Annotated in this window: 17 protein-coding genes; 8 read left to right on the top strand and 9 right to left on the bottom strand. The window is 66.1% G+C overall.

Translation table 11 applies throughout. From position 1 onward, the window contains the following. The first annotated feature begins 44 nt into the window (after positions 1-44). Positions 45-983, top strand: coding sequence for an isopenicillin N synthase family dioxygenase (locus tag L0C21_RS12835; protein WP_259278732.1), 939 nt, complete (start codon positions 45-47; stop codon positions 981-983). A gap of 79 nt (positions 984-1,062) precedes the next feature. Continuing rightward, positions 1,063-1,863: a potassium channel family protein gene (locus tag L0C21_RS12830; protein ID WP_259278731.1), complete on the top strand. Its 801-nt coding sequence runs from the start codon at positions 1,063-1,065 to the stop codon at positions 1,861-1,863. Positions 1,864-1,911: 48 nt separating this feature from the next. Here L0C21_RS12830 and L0C21_RS12825 read toward each other — a convergent pair whose 3' ends face one another. Both L0C21_RS12825 and nfi read right to left on the bottom strand, forming a co-directional pair. Beyond that, positions 1,912-2,412: a PRC-barrel domain-containing protein gene (locus L0C21_RS12825; RefSeq protein WP_259278730.1), complete on the bottom strand. Its 501-nt coding sequence runs from the start codon at positions 2,410-2,412 to the stop codon at positions 1,912-1,914. Between the two features lie 72 nt (positions 2,413-2,484). Continuing rightward, complete coding sequence (gene nfi, locus L0C21_RS12820) at positions 2,485-3,207, bottom strand: deoxyribonuclease V (RefSeq protein WP_259278729.1); 723 nt, start codon at positions 3,205-3,207, stop codon at positions 2,485-2,487. A 91-nt stretch (positions 3,208-3,298) separates the two neighbouring features. On the opposite strand from nfi, the gene L0C21_RS12815 reads away from it, so the two are divergent. Next, the gene (locus tag L0C21_RS12815; protein WP_259278728.1) at positions 3,299-4,159 is read left to right on the top strand and encodes an HpcH/HpaI aldolase/citrate lyase family protein; all 861 of its coding nucleotides are present in this window, start codon (positions 3,299-3,301) and stop codon (positions 4,157-4,159) included. Between the two features lie 170 nt (positions 4,160-4,329). Here L0C21_RS12815 and L0C21_RS12810 read toward each other — a convergent pair whose 3' ends face one another. The 3 genes from L0C21_RS12810 to L0C21_RS12800 all read right to left on the bottom strand — a co-directional run bounded on the left by L0C21_RS12810 (position 4,330) and on the right by L0C21_RS12800 (position 6,720). Further along, complete coding sequence (locus L0C21_RS12810) at positions 4,330-5,646, bottom strand: hypothetical protein (RefSeq protein WP_259278727.1); 1,317 nt, start codon at positions 5,644-5,646, stop codon at positions 4,330-4,332. A 146-nt stretch (positions 5,647-5,792) separates the two neighbouring features. Further along, positions 5,793-6,254: a hypothetical protein gene (locus tag L0C21_RS12805; RefSeq protein WP_259278726.1), complete on the bottom strand. Its 462-nt coding sequence runs from the start codon at positions 6,252-6,254 to the stop codon at positions 5,793-5,795. An 85-nt stretch (positions 6,255-6,339) separates the two neighbouring features. Beyond that, a complete protein-coding gene (locus L0C21_RS12800) occupies positions 6,340-6,720 on the bottom strand; it encodes an Mpo1-like protein (protein ID WP_259278725.1) in 381 nt (126 codons plus the stop codon). A 181-nt stretch (positions 6,721-6,901) separates the two neighbouring features. Between L0C21_RS12800 and L0C21_RS12795 the strand changes: the two genes are divergently transcribed. From L0C21_RS12795 to L0C21_RS12775, 5 genes are all read left to right on the top strand, one after another. Then, positions 6,902-7,834 carry a DMT family transporter gene (locus L0C21_RS12795; protein ID WP_259278724.1) on the top strand — a complete coding sequence of 311 codons (933 nt, stop codon included), beginning with the start codon at positions 6,902-6,904 and terminating at the stop codon, positions 7,832-7,834. A gap of 145 nt (positions 7,835-7,979) precedes the next feature. Then, the gene (locus L0C21_RS12790) at positions 7,980-8,387 is read left to right on the top strand and encodes a MerR family transcriptional regulator (RefSeq protein ID WP_310593388.1); all 408 of its coding nucleotides are present in this window, start codon (positions 7,980-7,982) and stop codon (positions 8,385-8,387) included. Between the two features lie 14 nt (positions 8,388-8,401). Continuing rightward, positions 8,402-10,195 carry an acyl-CoA dehydrogenase C-terminal domain-containing protein gene (locus L0C21_RS12785; RefSeq protein ID WP_259278723.1) on the top strand — a complete coding sequence of 598 codons (1,794 nt, stop codon included), beginning with the start codon at positions 8,402-8,404 and terminating at the stop codon, positions 10,193-10,195. 64 nt (positions 10,196-10,259) lie between these two features. Then, positions 10,260-11,471, top strand: coding sequence for an acetyl-CoA C-acetyltransferase (locus L0C21_RS12780; protein ID WP_259278722.1), 1,212 nt, complete (start codon positions 10,260-10,262; stop codon positions 11,469-11,471). Between the two features lie 24 nt (positions 11,472-11,495). Beyond that, a complete protein-coding gene (locus L0C21_RS12775) occupies positions 11,496-13,688 on the top strand; it encodes a 3-hydroxyacyl-CoA dehydrogenase NAD-binding domain-containing protein (RefSeq protein ID WP_259278721.1) in 2,193 nt (730 codons plus the stop codon). Positions 13,689-13,753: 65 nt separating this feature from the next. On the opposite strand, the gene L0C21_RS12770 is transcribed toward L0C21_RS12775, so the two are convergent. The 4 genes from L0C21_RS12770 to L0C21_RS12755 form a co-directional block, all read right to left on the bottom strand. Next, positions 13,754-14,893 carry a CDP-glycerol glycerophosphotransferase family protein gene (locus L0C21_RS12770; RefSeq protein WP_259278720.1) on the bottom strand — a complete coding sequence of 380 codons (1,140 nt, stop codon included), beginning with the start codon at positions 14,891-14,893 and terminating at the stop codon, positions 13,754-13,756. 290 nt (positions 14,894-15,183) lie between these two features. After that, positions 15,184-15,714, bottom strand: a complete 531-nt coding sequence (locus tag L0C21_RS12765; RefSeq protein WP_259278719.1) for a GNAT family N-acetyltransferase — start codon at positions 15,712-15,714, stop codon at positions 15,184-15,186. Between the two features lie 152 nt (positions 15,715-15,866). Next, positions 15,867-17,150 (bottom strand): alpha/beta hydrolase family protein, encoded by a 1,284-nt coding sequence (locus L0C21_RS12760; RefSeq protein ID WP_259278718.1) that lies wholly within the window; start codon positions 17,148-17,150, stop codon positions 15,867-15,869. A gap of 69 nt (positions 17,151-17,219) precedes the next feature. Beyond that, entirely contained in the window at positions 17,220-18,032 is an 813-nt protein-coding gene (locus tag L0C21_RS12755; RefSeq protein ID WP_259278717.1) for an AraC family transcriptional regulator, read from the bottom strand. Positions 18,033-18,114: the final 82 nt, after the last annotated feature.

The raw sequence follows: 18,114 nt of genomic DNA, 5'->3' as shown, positions 1-18,114 counted from the left end.
TCCACCCTTTCTCAAAGCGTACGCACTGTTTAAACGCTCAAGCTATGACCAGCGCCATACCACCCGTCAGCTATCATCTCTACGATGCAGATTTTCCAGCCTTTGCCAGGGCCCTCGGCGAGTCCTACGCCCGGTATGGCTTTGCCGTCGTCTCTGACCACGGCCTGCCGGGCGACCTGATCGAAGGGACGCTCGCCCGGTTCAAGACCTTCTTCGCCTGGCCGGAGGAGGCGAAGCAACGCTACCACCGCCCCGGCCTGGCGGGCGCACGGGGCTACACGCCGTTCGGCATCGAGACGGCCAAGGGTGCCAAAGCGCACGACCTCAAGGAGTTCTGGCATATGGGGCGCGAGCTGCCGCCGGGGCACGCCTACCGCGCTTTCATGCCCGAGAACGTATGGGTGGAAGAGATCGACGGCTTTCGCGAGGCAGCCTATGGCCTGTACGCAGCGCTCGATGGTTTCGGCCAGCGGATGCTGCGGGCGATCGCCCAGTATCTCGGCCTCGCGCCGGATTTCTTCGATGCCAGGGTGAACGCGGGCAACAGCCTGCTTCGCGTGCTGCACTACCCGCCGGTGCCCGAGGACGCGGCGGGCGCGGTGCGCGCGGCGGCGCATGAGGACATCAACGTCATCACGCTGCTGCTGGGCGCGGAGGAAGGCGGGCTGGAAATTCTGACGAAGGACGGCCGCTGGCTGCCGATCAACCCGCCGCCGGGATGCATCGTCGTCAACATCGGCGATATGCTCCAGCGGATGACCAATCACGTGCTGCCCTCCACCACCCACCGGGTGGTGAACCCGCCGCCCGAGCGGGCCAGGCGGCCGCGCTACTCCATGCCGTTCTTTCTGCATTTCAATCCGGACGTGGTGATCGAGCCGCTGCCCGGCTGCGTTTCGCCGGACAACCCCAGCCGCTACCCGGAGCCGATCACGGCGCAGGACTACCTGGAGGAGCGTCTGCGGGAGATCCGGTTGCTGTAAGGCGCAGCAAAAACGGTAACCGCTGGCGGCGTCAGGGGTTTTCCTTTCGGGCAGGGAGGAGACCGGAGGGAAGGCGCGCATGGAGGACAGGCAGGCTCCCAAGACGGAATATCAGGCGGAAGAGGAACGGCTGACGGCGCTCGAGCAGTTGGAGGTGATGCTGCGGACGCCCATGATCGTGCTCAGCTTCCTATGGCTGGTGCTGGTGGTCGTGGAGCTGGTCTGGAAAACGCCGCGTGCGCTGGAGGCGTTCGGCACGATCATCTGGATCATCTTCATTCTGGAGTTCGGCCTGCGGCTGTGGCTTGCGCCGCACAAGCTGCCCTTCCTGCGGAAGAATTGGCTGACCATCATTGCGCTGGTCGTGCCCGCCGTGCGCCTGTTGCAGGCGTTTCGGGCATTGCGGGCGCTGCGTCTCCTCCGCATGGGACGGGGCGCGCAGCTGGTGCGGATCGTCGGCACCGCCAACCGGGGCATGAATGCGCTGAGGAACACGCTCAGTCGCCGGGGCCTCGGCTATGTGGGAGGGCTGACCCTGGCGGTGGTGCTGCTGGGCGCGGCGGGCATGCTGTTTTTCGAGCCGGCCCGGCCAGGGGGCGGGGGCTTCACGTCCTTCGGCCATGCGCTGTGGTGGACCGGCATGCTTATCACCGGCATGGGGACCGATATCTGGCCGGTAACGCCGGAGGGGCGGATTCTCGCCTTCCTGCTGGCGCTCTACGGCTTTGCCGTTTTCGGCTACATCACGGCGAGCCTTGCCAGTTTCTTCATTGGACAGGACGCAAGCGACCGCGACGCGCCGGTGGCGGGACACGCGGAGCTGGAGGCGCTGCGGGCGGAAATTGCCGCATTGCGCCAGACGCTGGAGAAGCGGCCCTAAACCTGAGCGCCCGCCGGGAAAATACCGGGCAGGCGGTCCGGCGGCGGGTCAGTCGTCGTCCCAGCGGGGCAGGGCCTTCAACTGCTCCTGCGTCAGGTCGGTCTGGAATTGTCCGTTCCGCACAGTCAGATGCTCAAGCGGAATGAGCACCTCCTTCTCGCCCACGCCGAGAAAGCCGCCAACCTCCGCCGTCACGCCGACAATACGGCCACGGTTGTTGGCAATGACCTCCTCAACCTCGCCCATCGCCTGCCCGCGCGAATCCATCACCCGGGCATCCTCCATCTGGCGTACCGTCAGGTTGCCGGGGCCGAGCAGGGGTTCGTTCTCATCCACTTCGCGCAGGTAGCTGCCGGTCAGCACCGTGGTGCCGGTCTTCTGGCCGATGGCATCGGTGACGGAGCGGGGAATGCCCGGCATGCCGGGCATGTTCGGCGCGGGTGCGGTCGTCGGCGGGGATGCTGCCGGCTGGCTGGCCGTCTGGGCCAGAACGGGAAAACCACCGCCCAACGCCACCAGAACAGTTGCGAACGCGATTGCCGTTTTCATGGCGCACCTCGCTTGTGAGGAAATGTGCAATCCCCTTCCAACGAGGTGGCCATGGCTTGCGTTCCCCGCCACTCAGGGGCTGATTTCCGCGCTCTCCGACGCAAGGGCCTGGCGGCGATGGGCATTGGCGGCCTCGTGCGCGAGGCGGGTTGGCTCGGGCAGGCGATAGCCGCGCGCGGTCCGCATGACCCACTCGACGGCCGTTTCCAGCGATACCCGGTGGCCGGTGGAAATATAAAGCGGGCGGGCCCGCCGCCGGGTGCGAAGCACCATGGCGATGGTCTCGCCCTTCCACACCAGCGGCGTGCGGTCGCCCGGCTCCTCGCCCAGCGGCCCGGCCGGTTCGCCGATGAGAATGCTCTTGGCAACGCCGATGCTTGGCCGGTCGAGCAGCACGCCCAGGTGGCAGGCGATGCCGAGCCCGCGCGGGTGGCTGATGCCGTGACCGTCAACAAAGATGAGGTCGGGAGGAACGGGCAGCTTGCGATACGCCCCAACGAGGCTGGGGCATTCCCGAAAGCCGAGGAAGCCCGGCACATAGGGGATGGGGCTGGGAGCGCTGAGGCCGGAGCTGGCCTCGACGGCCAGCGAGGGCCAGCCGATCAGCACCACGGCGGCGTGAATGGGGCCGGTCGTGTCCCGCCATTTCATGCTGGTGTCAACGCCCGCCAGCCGATTCACCGGGTCGAGAGCATCCTCCCGCACGACGCGCCGGGCCAGCTCGCGCTGCACCTGCGCCGCGACGGAAAGGGATGGCGGATACAGCCACTCATCGGGAATATGCGGGTCGATCATCGTTCAGCTCACCCTATCCTTCTTGCAGCGTCCGGCAGCTTCCCGGCAAGAGCCATTCTCTGCTAGGACGCGTTTAAAGAAGGAGGGTTTCATGATCGCATCGAGCCGCCCGCGCCGCAGCGCGCTTTACATGCCGGCCTCCAATGCCCGCGCGCTCGAGAAGGCCAAAACGCTCGATTGCGACGTGGTCATCATGGACCTTGAGGACGCGGTGGCGCCCGAGGCCAAGGCGGAGGCCCGCGCGGCTGCCGCCGAGGCGGTGCGCGGCGGCGACTATGGCGAGCGCGAACTGGTGATCCGCATCAACCGGCTCGATACCGAATGGGGCATCGCCGACGTTCAGGCGGCGGTTGGTGCCAGCCCGCATGCCATCCTGCTGCCCAAGGTGGAAAGCGCCTCCGAGGTGCTACAGCTGGAGGCGATGATGGAAGGGCTGAAGGCGCGGCCCGAGACGCGCATCTGGTGCATGATCGAAACTCCGCGCGGCTTCCTAAAGCTGGAGAAGATCGCCGCCGCCAGCCCCCGGCTCGCCTGCCTCGTCATGGGTCTCGCCGACCTTGTGAAGGACCTGCGCGCGCTCGACACCGTGGACCGCGCGCCGCTGCACTTTGCCATGAGCCGCGCGGTGATGGTTGCGCGCGCCATGGGCCTTGACGTGCTCGATGGCATGTACCCCAACATCAAGGACGAGGATGGCCTCGTGCGCCAGTGCCGGCAGGCGCGCGCCTTCGGCTTTGACGGCAAGACGCTGATTCACCCCAGCCAGATCGCGCCCACCAACGCCGCTTTCGCCCCCTCGGACGCTGAGGTGGAACAGGCGCGCCGTATCATCGCCGCCTTCGAGGCGGCCGAGCAGGCCGGCAAGGGGCTGGCCGTGCTCAATGGACAGATGATCGAGGCGCTGCACGCGCAAACGGCGCGGCGGGTGCTGGCCATGGCGGGAGAGCGTTGAGGGGTTTTGTTTCGGGTTTTATTTTTGCAGGAGGGACTCAGTCCCTCCGCACTCCCTACCTTTTATCGGGCCGTGCGCGGCATGAAGGGCGCGGCCCATAAAACGAGCGGGAGGTGCAGGAGGGGCAAGCCCCTCCTGCAAACAAACCACGAAAATACGTGGCGCGAGTGTCAGGACCGGCGGCGGCTGGCGGTGCCGCCACCGCCCTTGCGCGGGTCGCCCAGATCGTCGTCCTGAATGCGGTCGGCGACGGCTTCGGCGCGCTGGCCGCCGGAGCCGGGCTGACGGTCAGGATCCTGCCCGCCTGCGCCGCCCTGCCGCTGCTGCTGATCGATATTGGGCGCTGCCTGACCCTGCGAGCGCTGCTCGACGCCGGCCCTGTCGTCGGTCTCGCCGCGCAGGCCGCGCCGCTGTTCCAGCATCTCGCCGGACTCCTGACTGCGCGCCGCCTGATTCTGCTGCTTGCGGGTGCCGGCGTCCTCGATGTCGCCGCGGCTGGTGGCGAAGTGCTGCTGGTGCGAGCCTTCCTCCGGGTGCCGGCCCTGGCTGTCGCGGTTCTCCCAGGCGTCCTGGCGCATCTGCTCGCGCAGGTCGGTGGTCGAGTAGCGCACCTCCGGCTGGTTTTGCTGCAGGGTTTGCCGGCCGCTCTGGGCCTGATCTTCGCCCTGGGATTGGCTTTGATTCTGCTGGCCCTGGGTGTAGCCCGGATTCTGGGCCGCGCGCTGGTCCGGGTTCTTGTCCAGCATCTGCTCGGGATCCTGCCAGCGGGCCTGGCCCTGCTGCTGCTCCTTGCCGGGCCCGCGCGCCTGGCTCGGCTCCTGTTGCTGGGGCACGCCCTGGCCCTGGTTCTGGCCTTCACTTTGCCCCTGCGCCTGGGCGGGCCACTGGCCGCCCTGCAGGCTGGTCTGCGTCGCCTGCTGGCCGCCGCTGGTTTGGGTCCAGGTGCGGTTGGATTTGAAGCCGGGCGCCAGCGAGGTTTGATACATTGCGCCCCGCTCGCCGCTTTCGGTCGGCTGGGTCTGGCCGCCCTGCGCCCGCTGGCCGCTGGTGCCGAGATCCTGCCCGCGCACATGCTGCTCGCGGTCGGCGTTCACCTCCTGCGTCTGGTTCTGCTGCTGGCCCTGCTGGGTGGCGAACGGCGCATTCTGATCAGCAATGCCCTGTACCGCCTGCGCCTGGCGCGGCACCCGAGGCACCGAGCCCGCCTGCCGCAGCTGCTGGTTCTCCTCGGCCATGCCGCCGGTGCGCTGGCTGCTCTGCAGCCGCTCCATCCGGTCGCGGTGGGCGGCTTGCGCCTGCTGGTTGGAACCCGAGCCTTCGCCCCAGATATTCTGCTGGGAGTCCGTCTCGTTCGCGCGGCTCTGGCTCTGCTGGCGGTCGGACTGAAGGGGCTGGCCGAACTGTCCCTGCTGCCGGTTCTGCTGGTTCTGCTGCTGCCCCTGCTGAGCCTGCCCGCCCTGGCCCTGGTTCCGCTTGTCATCGGTCATGATACGTCTCTCCCGCTACGCGATCGGGGGGTTGCTGTTTCAAGGAAAGGCAACGGATCGCGGGGCGGCCTGTTCCGCAAAGCCAAGGCGAAGCGCCACCGCCCGACCCTCAAATGGGATGGGCGGCCGGGACGGCAGCGCGCCTGCTACTTCGTGACGTCAGGATTGCGGGCGAGAACATCCGGCGGGGTGGTCTCGTCCAGCGAGGGCTGGCGGGGCGGATTGGCGCCTGCCTGGTTGGCCAGATCAGACCGCGCGCCGCCCAGGTTCTGCTGTTGCTGCTTCTGCTCCTGTTCCTGATGGAACTGGCGCTGGCGGGCCCGCTCGTCCGGCGCGGTGTCCGGCCCGGTGCTGATGGTGCCGCGATCGTCCTGCCCCGGCTCGCCGCCCGCATCCCAGTTGCGGCCGAGAGAGGACTCGCCAAGGCCGCGCCCGCTCTGCTGGGCGCTGGCGCTCATTCCCATGCCATGGAGCACATGGCCCCCGGCGGCGCGCATGCCTTGCTTCAGCGGGTCCGGCACCTCGCCGCGCCGGGGCTGATTGGCCTGATTCTGGTTGGTCTGGGAGGATTGGTTCTGCTGGTCGGGGATTTTCCGGTCTTCGGTCATGGAGGCTCCTTGTGGGAGAGAAAGGGGGCTCTCCCAAAGGCAACGCCGCCGGGGAAGGCGCTGTTCCGCCCGCCGGGCCGAGGGTTCAGCGATGGACGGCGGCCTGAGACGTGGGAACGCCGGCCCGCTCCAGCCAGGGGCGCAGGCGGCCGGTGAGCCACAGGCCGAACATGCGGAAGTCCGAGATCAGCGACCAGAAGGGATGGCGGAAGGTGGCGGGACGGTTCTTCTCGATAAAGAAGTGGCTGATCCATGCCGGGCCGTAGCCCGCCAGCAGCAGGATCGGCAGCCAGATCAAATGCCCGGTGGCAAGGATGGCCGCGGCTGCCAGAATGACCAGCGCAGTGCCCGCGTAGTGCCAGCGCCGCGTGGCCGGGCGGGCATGTTCGCGCAGATAGTAGAGGAAGAACTCATCGTAGGTTTCGATACGGTTGCTTGGGCGTTTGCCTGGCCGGTGCTCTGCCATATCCGTGCCTCCCAGCGCTCGACTGCCAAGGGCTAGCATAGCACATTCGGGATGGGTGGGGATCGCCCGGCCGGGGGGCATCGCCACAAATGCATAGGAGGTATCGCGGAAGAGAGCTTTCCGGCGCTTGCCGGGGACAACGGCCGGGCGTATCGCAGGATGTTACAAGGAGTTATCGCCCATGTCCGGATTGCGTGCCCGTTTGCAAGCCATTCCCACCGGAGGCTATGCGGCGGCTTTCTGCATCGCGCTGTGCGCCACCACCTTCTATTCGATGAAGCCGGTGTTCATCAAACTGGCCTTCGCGAACGGCGCATCGGTAAACGCGGTCATGGCCTGGCGCATGGCGCTGTCGCTTCCCGTTTTTCTCGCCGTGGGCGTGAAGGCGTGGCAGCGGCGGACGGAAAAACCGTCCGCCCGGCAGGTGGCCCAGGCCGCGTTTGTCGGCATCCTCGGCTACTATGGCGCATCGTATCTGGATGTTCTGGGCCTTCAGTATGTCTCGGCCCAGCTGGAACGGCTGATCCTCTTTTGCTACCCGGCGCTGGTCATCCTGGCGACCGCCTTCATCCGCCGCCAGCCCATTTCGGCCCAGACCTCGGGCGCCTTGGGGCTGGCCTATGCGGGCCTTGGCCTGCTGTTCGGGCACGATTTGCAGCTGGGCGGGGCAGACACGCTGCTGGGCACCGCGCTGGTGTTCGGCTCCGCCGTTGCCTACGCCGGCTACCTGATGCTGAGCGGCGGGCCGATCGCCGCCATGGGCAGCCTGCTGTTCACCGCCATCGCCATGTCCGCCGCGTGCTTTGCCGTGCTGGCGCAGGCCGTGGCGGTGGAGGGGCTGGTGGGCCTTGCCATTACGCCCGCCGCGCTCGCCTGGATGGCAGCGGTGGCGCTCATCTCGACGGTGCTTGCCTCCTTCCTGCAATCGGAAGCCATTGCCCGGCTCGGCGCGGCGCGCTCCAGCGTTGTCGGCAGCACCGGGCCGCTGCTCACCAGCGTCGCCGCTGTTGTTCTGCTGGGCGAGCCGTTCGGCCCCTATCACGCGGCAGGGCTGGCGCTGGCAACGGCGGGCATGGTGGTGCTGAGCCGCAAGAAGCAGCAGAAGAAGGCCTGACCCCGTGGCCACAGCGTTTCTGCCCGGCGCCCTTCCGTCAGGGGGGCACCTTTGGCGCTGATTGACGTTTACGTAAACGTCAACTAGAGTTCCGCCCATGACACTGGAAGCTGAAGATCGCGCGCAGTCCTTCTTTTCGGGCCTCATGGTTCCGGACCTGCCGGGACCGTTCACGATTACCGATCTGGCGGTGGCGTTCAACATCACGCCGCGCGCCATCCGTTTCTATGAGGACCAGGGGCTCATCAACCCGGAGCGGCGCGGCCAAAGCCGCATCTACAACCGCCGGGATTTCGTGCGCCTTGCCTGGATTTTGCGCGGCAAGCGGGTAGGCTTTTCGCTCGCTGAAATCCGCGAGATGCTCGACCTTTATCATCTGGATGACGGCCGCACGCGCCAGCTTCAGGTAACGCTGGAGAAATGCCGCGGCCGCATCGCGGCGCTGCAGGAACAGCGTGACGACATCCAGAACATGATCGAAGAGCTGGAACAGTTCTGCGCCATACTCGAGTCCGTTGGACCCGATACCGGGTGCACGAAGAAAAATTCATAAGGGAGTGAGTGATTATGCCCGTCTATGCCGCACCGGTGAAGGACACCCTGTTCATCCTCAACAATGTTTTGAAGCTGGACACCTACTCCAACCTTCCCGGTTTCGCCGAGGCGACGCCCGACATGGTGCAGGCGATCCTCGAGCAGGCGGCGACCTTCGCCGAGGAAGTCGTGCAGCCGACGAACCAGGCGGGCGACGAGCACGGTTGCACCCGGCATGAAGACGGCAGCGTCACCACGCCGCCGGGCTTCAAGGAGGCATACACTCAGTTCGTCGAGGGCGGCTGGGGCACGCTGACCGCCCCTCCCGAATACGGCGGGCAGGGCCTGCCCTTCGTTCTGGGTACCGCCCTTGAGGAATATCTGATTTCGGCGAACCTTGCCTTCGCCATGTATCCCGGCCTCACCCACGGCGCGACGGCGGCGATCGAGGTGGTGGGCTCGGACGAGCAGAAGAAAAAATATCTGCCCAACATGATCTCGGGCAAATGGTGCGGCACTATGAACCTGACCGAGCCGCACTGCGGCACGGATCTGGGCCTCATCCGCACCAAGGCCGAACCGCAGGCGGACGGCACCTATAAAATCACCGGCACCAAGATTTTCATTTCCGCCGGCGAGCACGATCTGGCGGAAAATATCATCCACCTCGTGCTGGCGAAAATGCCGGACTCGCCGGACAACGTGAAGGGCATCTCCCTCTTCCTCGTGCCGAAATTCCTGGTGAACGAGGATGGGTCGCTGGGCGCGCGCAACGCCGTTTCCTGCGGCTCCATCGAGAAGAAAATGGGCATTCACGGCAACGCCACCTGCGTGCTGAACTACGACGGCGCGACCGGCTGGCTGGTGGGCGAGAAGGAAAAGGGCTTGGCGGCCATGTTCATCATGATGAACGCGGCGCGCCTGGGCGTGGGGCTGCAGGGCCTCGCCATTTCCGAGGCCGCCTACCAGAACGCCGTCATCTACGCCCGCGAGCGGCTGCAGGGCCGGGCGCTCACGGGCCCGGTGAACAAGGAGGGCAAGGCCGATCCCATCATCGTCCACCCGGACGTGCGGCGGATGCTCATGGACATTCGCGCCTTCAACGAGGGCGCGCGGGCGATGGCCATGTGGGCAGGCCTGCTGGTGGACCTGGTGCACAAGGCGCCAACCGAGGAGGACCGCCAGCACGCCGATGATCTGATTGGCCTGCTGACGCCGGTCATCAAGGGCTACTTCACCGACAAGGGCTTCGAGAACGCCGTGCTGGCCCAGCAGGTGTTCGGCGGGCACGGTTATATCCGCGAGCACGGCATGGAGCAGTTCGTGCGCGATGCCCGCATCGCCCAGATCTACGAGGGCGCCAACGGCATTCAGGCGCTCGACCTCGTGGGCCGCAAGCTGGCGAAGAACGGCGGCCGGGCGCTGCAGGCCTTCAACAAGCTGGTGACGCAGGCGATCAACGACGGCAAGGGCCGCGAGGAGCTGAAGCCGGTGGCGGAAGCGCTGGAGCGCTCGCTCGGCCACCTGCAGGCGGCAACCATGTGGCTGATGCAGAACGCCATGGCCAACCCCAACAACGCGGGCGCGGCGGCTTACCCCTACATGCATCTGGCCGGGCTCGTTGGCCTTGGCCTGATGTGGCTGAAAATCGGCAGCGCCAGCCTCGATGCCCTGGCGAGCGGCAATGGCGACGAGCGCTACCTGCGGAACAAGCTGACGACCGCCCGCTATTTCGCCGACCGGCACCTGCCCGATACGGCGAGCCTGCGCCGCAAGGTGGAGGCGGGCGCAGAGACGGTGATGGCGCTGGCCGCAGAGGATTTCTGAGGCGAGGGTTTTTGAGACGCACCCTGACGGCATTTGAAGAAGGGCCAAGGAGAAGGGACGGCACATGGCTGAAGCCTATATTTATGACGCGGTTCGCACGCCGCGCGGACGGGGCAAGCCCGACGGCGCGCTGCATGAAATCACCCCCGTGCAGTTGGCGACGCAGGTTCTGCAAAGCTTGCGCGACCGCAATCACATCGACACGGCGGACGTGGACGATGTGATCCTCGGCTGCGTGACCCCGGTCGCCGAACAGGGGGCGGACATCGCCCGCATCGCGGTGCTGAACGCCGACTATGCGGAGACCACCGGCGGCGTGCAGATCAACCGCTTCTGCGCCTCGGGCCTTGAGGCGGTGAACATGGCGGCGGCCAAGGTGATCTCGGGCGAGGCCGACATGGCGATCGGCGGCGGCGTTGAATCCATGAGCCGCGTGCCCATGGCCTCGGACGGCGCTGCGTGGGCGACCGACCCGGCCGTTGCCATCAAGACCTATTTCGTGCCGCAGGGCATTTCCGCCGATCTCATCGCCACCAAATACGGCTTCAGCCGCGACGACGTGGACGCCTATGCGGTGGAGAGCCAGAAGCGCGCCGCCAAGGCCTGGGCCGAGGGGCGGTTCAACAAGTCCATCCTGCCGGTGAAGGACGTGATGGGCGAGGTGATCCTGAACCACGACGAGCACATGCGGCCCGAGACCGACATGCAGTCGCTGGCGCAGCTGCGGCCCTCGTTCATCGATCTGGGCGAGACCATGCCGGGCTTCGACCACGTGGCCCTGCTGAAATATCCGGAAGTGGCGCGCATCAACCACGTGCACCACGCGGGCAATTCCTCCGGCATTGTCGATGGCGCGGCGGGCGTGCTCATCGGCACCAAGGAAATGGGCGAGAAATACGGGATCAAGCCCCGAGCCCGCATCAAGGCCATGGCCTCCATCGGCTCCGAGCCGACCATCATGCTGACCGGGCCTTCGTTCGCCACCGAAAAGGCGCTGAAAAAACTGGGCATGACGGCGGGTGACATCGACCTGTTCGAGCTGAACGAGGCCTTCGCCGCCGTGGTGCTGCGCTACATGCAGGCGCTCGACGTGCCGCACGACAAGATCAACGTAAACGGCGGCGCCATCGCCATGGGGCACCCGCTGGGCGCAACCGGCGCGATGATCCTGGGCACCGCGCTCGATGAACTGGAGCGACGCGATCTGGCGACGGCAGTTGTCACCCTGTGCATCGGCGCAGGCATGGGCACCGCCACGGTGATCGAGCGGGTCTGATTTTTGCGCGAAGGAACGGTTCCCATGTTTGACACGATCAAATTCGACGTGGATGCGGACGGCGTTGCGCTGCTGACCATCGACGTGCCCGGCCAGTCGATGAACGTCATCACGCCGGATTTCATCCGCGATCTGCACGCCTGCATCGACCGGATCAGCGGCGAGGAAAATATCAAGGGCGCGGTCATCACCTCGGGCAAGGACAGCGGCTTCATGGCCGGGGCCGACCTGAAGTGGATCGGCGGCCTTATCGCCAGCGTGCGGGAAGAGGGCGGCGCGAACGCGGCCCGGATTTTCGAGCAGGCCTTCACGTTGAATGCGGTGTTCCGGCGGCTCGAGACCTGCGGCAAGCCGGTGGCGGTTGCCATCAACGGGTTGGCGCTGGGCGGCGGCTTGGAACTCTCGCTCGCCTGCCACTACCGCGTGGTGGCGGATAATCCGAAAATCCAGCTGGGCCTGCCAGAAGTGCTGGTGGGCCTGCTGCCGGGCGCGGGCGGCAGCCAGCGCCTGCCGCGCCTCATGGGTATCCAGTCCGCGCTGATGACCATGGCGCAGGGCAAGAGCCTGCGGCCGGCCGAGGCCAAGGCGATGAACGTCGTCAACGAGGTGGCCCCGGCGGAAGAGATCGTGGCCCGCGCCAAGGCCTGGGTGCTCGCCAACCCGAAGGCGGTGCAGCCGTGGGATGTGAAGGGCTTCAAGGTGCCGGGCGGCTCCGGCGCGTTCAACCCGGCCGTTGCTCAGCTGTTCATGGGGGCCACCCCCATGCTGATGAAGGAAACGCTGGGCAATTACAACGCGCCCAAGGCCATTCTCTCGGCGGTTTACGAAGGCACGCAGCTGCCGTTCGACCGCGCGATCCGACTGGAGAGCAAATATTTCACCAAGCTGCTGATGGACCCGCAGGCGGGCAACATGATCCGCACGCTGTTCGTCAACAAGCAGGCGGCCGAGCGCGGCGCGCGCCGCCCGCAGGGCATCGAGAAACTGCCGACGAAAAAGCTCGGTATGCTGGGCGCGGGGCTGATGGGCGCAGGCATCGCCTATGTGTCGGCGAAGGCAGGCATCGAGGTGGTGCTGCTGGATCGGGACATGGCCAGCGCCGAAAAGGGCAAGGACTACTCCCGCAAGCTGGTGGAAAAGGATGTGAAGCGCGGCAAGCTCAGCCCGGAAAAGGGCGAGGCGCTGCTGGCCCGCATCACGCCGACGGCGGACTTCGAGGCGCTCAAGGGCTGCGATCTCATCATCGAGGCGGTGTTCGAAGACCGCGCGGTGAAGGCCGAGACCACGAAGAAAACCGAAGCCGTGGTGGGGGCGGAGACGATCTTCGGCTCCAACACCTCGACGCTGCCGATCATCTCGCTGGCCGAGGCGTGGAGCAAGCAGGACAATTTCATCGGCATTCACTTCTTCTCGCCGGTTGAGAAAATGCCGCTGGTGGAAATCATCACCGGCAAGAACACCGGTCCTAAGGCCATCGCCAAGGCGCTGGACTATGTGGCGCAGATCAAGAAGACGCCCATCGTCGTCAACGACAGCCGCGGCTTCTACACCTCGCGCTGCTTCGGCACCTATGTGATGGAAGGCTACACGCTGGTGGGCGAGGGCGTCGCGCCCGCACTCATCGAGAACTGCGGGCGGCAGGCGGGGATGCCGGTCGGCTCGCTGGCGGTGGGCGACGAGACCGCCATTGACCTCGCCTGGAAAATCAAGAAGCAGGCGATGCTCGACATGGGCGATGCCTACCGGCCGACCGAAGGCGACCGGGTGATCGACCGCATGTACGAACTTGGCCGCTACGGCCGCAAGGCGGGCAAGGGCTTCTACGAATACCCGAGCGACGGCAGCAAAAAATACTTGTGGCCGGATATCGAGAAGGAATTCGGCCGCCTGCCCGAAGAGGAGCAGCCGGACCCGGCCGAAGTGCGCCAGCGCCTCATCTACCGCCAGCTGGTCGAGTGCGCCCGCTGCTACGAGGAAGGCGTGCTGACGACACCTGAGGACGGCGACATCGGCGCGATTTTCGGCTGGGGCTTCGCGCCCTTCACCGGCGGCCCGTTCAGCATGATGGACACCATCGGCATCGCAAAGGTGGTGGAGGAGCTGGATCGCCTTGCCCAGCAATACGGAGAGCGCTTCGCTCCCCCGAAGCTGCTGCGCGATATGGCAGCGCGCGGCGAGACCTTCTACGACGGGCTCTCGGCCAAAAAGGCGGCGTGACGCCGAGCTGCTGAATTGCATGGAAGGGGGCGCAGGGGCTGAGGCTGCTGCGCCCCTTTTCTCTTTCAGGATGCGGCTGTTATTGGCGCGTCGGCGCTTTGCAGCAGCACGCGCTCGATAATGGTTGCGACATGAGCGATCGGCTCCGGCGCATTCGGGCCGATTTCGCCCAGCGCATACCGGGCGCGCGCCTCCTGAACCGGGCGGTATTGGGCATGGCTTGCGAAGCTGCGCTCCACCGCTGCCAGAATATCACTCCTGGGGGTGATAACCTCGCCGCACCGCCACATCGCATAGTCCTCGCTGCCTTCCCACCGAGCATCGTGGGAGTTGATGAACAGGCACGGGCGGGGCTTGATGAGAAACTCGTAAACCTGGCTGCTGACATCGCCGATGTAGAGATCGGCGGCCAGCGTATAGCTCATGTCGATCGAGCGCGTGGACCCCATGTCCACCAGAATCCGGCCGGGAACCGACAGGGACTCCCAGCGCTCGCGCTCGGCCTGGCTCCAATGGCGGGCGAGACGCACATGGGGAGCGACGATCAGGTTGTAGCGATCCTGATGCCTGAACGCCTCGATCAGCGACCGTGCCGAGGCGTTGAAGGAACTAAGGGTCGGATCGAAATGCGGATTGTAGAGAACGACCGGACGGTCGTTGGCAAACAGTGGCTCCGCAGCCTGCCTAAGCTTTATCATCGAGGCGATTTTGATGGGGCCACCGATATGGCAGCGATCCTTGGACACCAGGCCGCTGGCAACCAGGCGATCGCGGTCCTTCGCGCCGGTCACGATGACATGATCGAAGAGGGAGAAGCGCTTCTCGAACCCCACAGCCCTGTCGCCTGCGCCGTGGGGAATGTGGATGAGAAGGGGGCAGTGCCCCGGCAGCCGGCGTAGCAGCGAACTGGTCCGCTCGGCCGTCAGGAGGCTGTCGGCATCGCACAGGCGCCGGGCCCAGAGCAGCAATCGCGCCAGCTTCTGCAAGGCGCATGGCAGGTGGCGGGCCAGCGGCGCGGGCAGGGACATCGTGACAATATCCGGCAATGGCAGGCCCAGCTGCTCGGCCAGAGCAATGGCGGTCTGTTTATCGGTTTCATCGTTGACGAAGACGGTGATCTTCGTCCGGCCGCGCCGGTGTAGCTCAAAGGCCGCCGGGAGAAAGTGTGCAAACTGATGGCTGCCGCCCAGGGCCAGAACATTCATGTGCCCCGTTTGGCCCCGCCTTTTCTGGCGGCTGTTCGCTCCAGCTTGCTCAGCGTCGGGCAAGCCCGTTGCTAATGGCTGGTCGCTGGCGAAACCATCCCGATACATTCAATGCTCATCACTTGAAAATGTCAGCTGCCATGAAGCTGAGGTTGACCAAGATTTAATAGGCCGCGTTCACGCGCGCAAGCCAATGCTGACTGCGAACAGGCGGCAAAGCCCCGGATTTCAGCTTAATCAGGGGGTGGGGACGGAAAAGGGGGCGTCTCCGCTGCCCCCGGAGCGGGAGGCTACCCGGCCTTGCGCGCCGCTTCTGCCCATGCGCTGCGGGGCAGGCCCATGGTGGCTGTATTCCAGCATTCATCGCCCACGCGCGCGGAAGACAGGCGCACGCCCTCCATCCTGAAGCCCAGCCGCTCGTAGGTTCTTATCGCGGGGACATTGAAGTCGTAGACGAAGAGGCTGACCCGCTCGATACCGGCAAAGGCGAAGGCCTGATCGATGACGAGGCGCAGCATGGGGGCGGCAAGCCCACGGCCCCGCGCATCGGGCGCGATTGCGACCCGTGAGAGCCGCGCGCTGCCGTTCTGCCAATCGAACACGAGCTGTGCATGGCCGATGAAACCGGCGTCGTCAGCCACCATCCAGCACAGGCGCGCCGGGGGAGAGGCGGCGCCTTCCTCAAGCATTGCCTCGAACTGGTCGTCCGTCAGCGGATGGGTCAGGGCAGGGCCGCCCCATTGCACCACGTCTCTCTGGCTCTCGAACCAGGCGGAGAGAAGGGGGAAATGGGCGGTCGTGAAGGGAACTAGCGTCAACATCTGCCTCTAGCATATTGGCGGCGGGCCGCTCGCTCAAGCGCGGACGGCGTGACGGAGCGCCAACATGGGCCGCCATGCCTTCTAGGGACACCAAAAAGCAAGGCCCGCAGGTGGAAGCGGGCCTTGGGATAGCGTGCCGGATCGGGCGGAACTCAACGCCCGCTGTCGCTGTCGCTGCCGATGCGGAGGCGCCCGCGCCCGTAGGGGCCGTTCACTTCCCCGCGTATCCAGTCGCCGATGAGCCGGAAATAGCCGTCAGTGACGCGCGTGTAGGTGCGCTGGCCATCGCTGGCCTCCTCGAACTCCCACATGCCGTGGTCCGTGTCCGGGAAGCTGTAGACGGTGATATCCGCGCCTTGTGCATGCAGGTCCTGGAGCCGGGATAGCGTGGCCGCGGGCGGGGCCTCCCGGTCGGCCTCGGCGGCGACCCACAGAAGCGGAACCTTGAGGGTGCGGATGGCCGGGCGGGAATCGTAGTCCCAAATCAGCTCCACGTTGTCGAAGCGGGCGCGTCCCAGCCGGCGCAGGTCGGCCTCGGGCATCCGGAGAAGCTCACCGGTGAACTCGCCCCGAATCTCGTTGAACCAGGACTCGTCCGCATAGCGCCGCTTCACGTCGGCAAGCTGCTCGAAACCGTTCGAGAAGTGAGACCGCATCACGGCGGCGGTCGCGTTCGTGACATCGCGCGCCTTGGAGATGACCTGGTCGTCGTAGCCGCGTTCGCGCAGTTCGGTGAAAACCTGATCGCGATCCTCCTCGATCGGGCTGGCGACCAGACCAAAGCCGACGGCGACGAAATCGGCCGGGGCACGCGTTGCGGCAAGCGGCGCGATCCACCCACCCTGACTGCCGCCATAGAAGCCGATGCGGGCATGGCGGCCCGCCGACAGGCGCTGCGCTTCCCTCAATGCGGCGGCGGCGTCCTCGGCCAGCAACTCGAAGTTCTGGGTGTATTCCCCCTCGGACAGGCCCGTGCCGCGCTTGTCGTAGATAAAGACATCGAGGCCATGGGCCAGGAAGAGCAGGGGGTAGACGGACCCCCGAGGCGAGGTCCGCTCGGAGCCATGCACCATCACCACCAATGGGCGCGCCGCGCCGCTGTTCACGCCTTCCATCAGCACGCCGCTCAGTCTGGTCCCCAGGCTGCTGAAGGTGGTGGCCGTCCTTCTCAGTGGCACCTCCGACAGAAGATCTTGCCTGCCGCCGGGCTCCTGCAAGAGCAGGCTGCCAGCGGCGCAGCGGACGAGGGCATCCGGAGCGCCAACCGTACCCTTGCGCCCGTCCGTCAGCATGTACCGGTCCTCGCCGGAGGCTAGAGGGGCAACCGCCACTTTGATGGAGCCGTCCGCAGGCTCATAAAGCCCAGGCTCGCAGGCAACCGCCGGATGGGCGAGGCACGCCAGCACGCCCGCCGCCAAGGCAAATATCTTCCTCATGACGCTCTTTCCCTTACTTCCCGCCAAGAGGGAGGACGCTACCACCTCCGGAAAGCATGGGCTTGAACATTATTGCTGCCGATACCGGGCGGGCGAGACGCCCATCAGCCGCTGGAAACTGCGGGTGAGGTGGCTCTGGTCCGCGAAGCCCGATGCGACTGCGACTTCAGCGATCGGCATAGTGCTCTGGAGAAGTTCCCGCGCATTTAGAACCCGCCGCAGCAGACGGTAGGCGACGGGTGTCAACCCCACCTCCGCCTTGAACGTACGCAGCAGATGATAGGGGCTGAGCCCGGCAATCGCCGCCAGGTCGTCAAGGCCGAAATCCTCCGCGAAGTGCCGGTCGATGAACGCCTTCGTGCGCCCGATGCGACCGCTGCATCGGGGGAGCGCGCCCTTCGCCGCGTCCTCTGTGCCGAAGCGGAGGATCCCGATCAGCCGGTCGAGCAGGCTTTCCTGCTCAAGCCGCCCGGTTTCCCGCTGGAGCGAGCGATGCACATCGAGAATTCCCCGATACAGCGCTGCCGACCTGCTGACCGGCGCGGGAAAGGACATGGGGCGGTCCGCCAGCGCCGGGTTGCACGACGCCGGAATGTAAAGCACCCGATAGCGCAGCACGCCGTCGCCGACGCAGGCGTTCGCATGGGCCTCGCCGGGCTGGAGGAGCAGCGTGTGCCCGGCCGCGACGATGTGGCGCTCGCCGCGGACAAGCAGTTCCTCCGCTCCCTCCACAACGACGCCGACGACGTACTCATCGTGGCTGTGAACCGGAAAGTCACGGCGGCGATAGGCCACGGTCACCGCTTCCAGGCCGTTGAGAAAGGCCGGGCGATGGAACTGGGCCGTATCTGGTCCGGATTGGCTGATGGGCTGTCTCGGCATCGGTTGGAACCCGCTTCCCTTATAAGGGGATTGCGAGGCGCTCAACAGGGGCGGCATGCGCGCCGGGAGCGCGAGCGAGAAA

Source organism: Pedomonas mirosovicensis (genome assembly GCF_022569295.1).
In the GTDB taxonomy this organism is placed as follows: Bacteria; Pseudomonadota; Alphaproteobacteria; order Sphingomonadales; family Sphingomonadaceae; genus Pedomonas; species Pedomonas mirosovicensis.
Note: the sequence above shows the minus strand (reverse complement) of the source record. Positions and strands in the feature narration are given on the sequence as shown.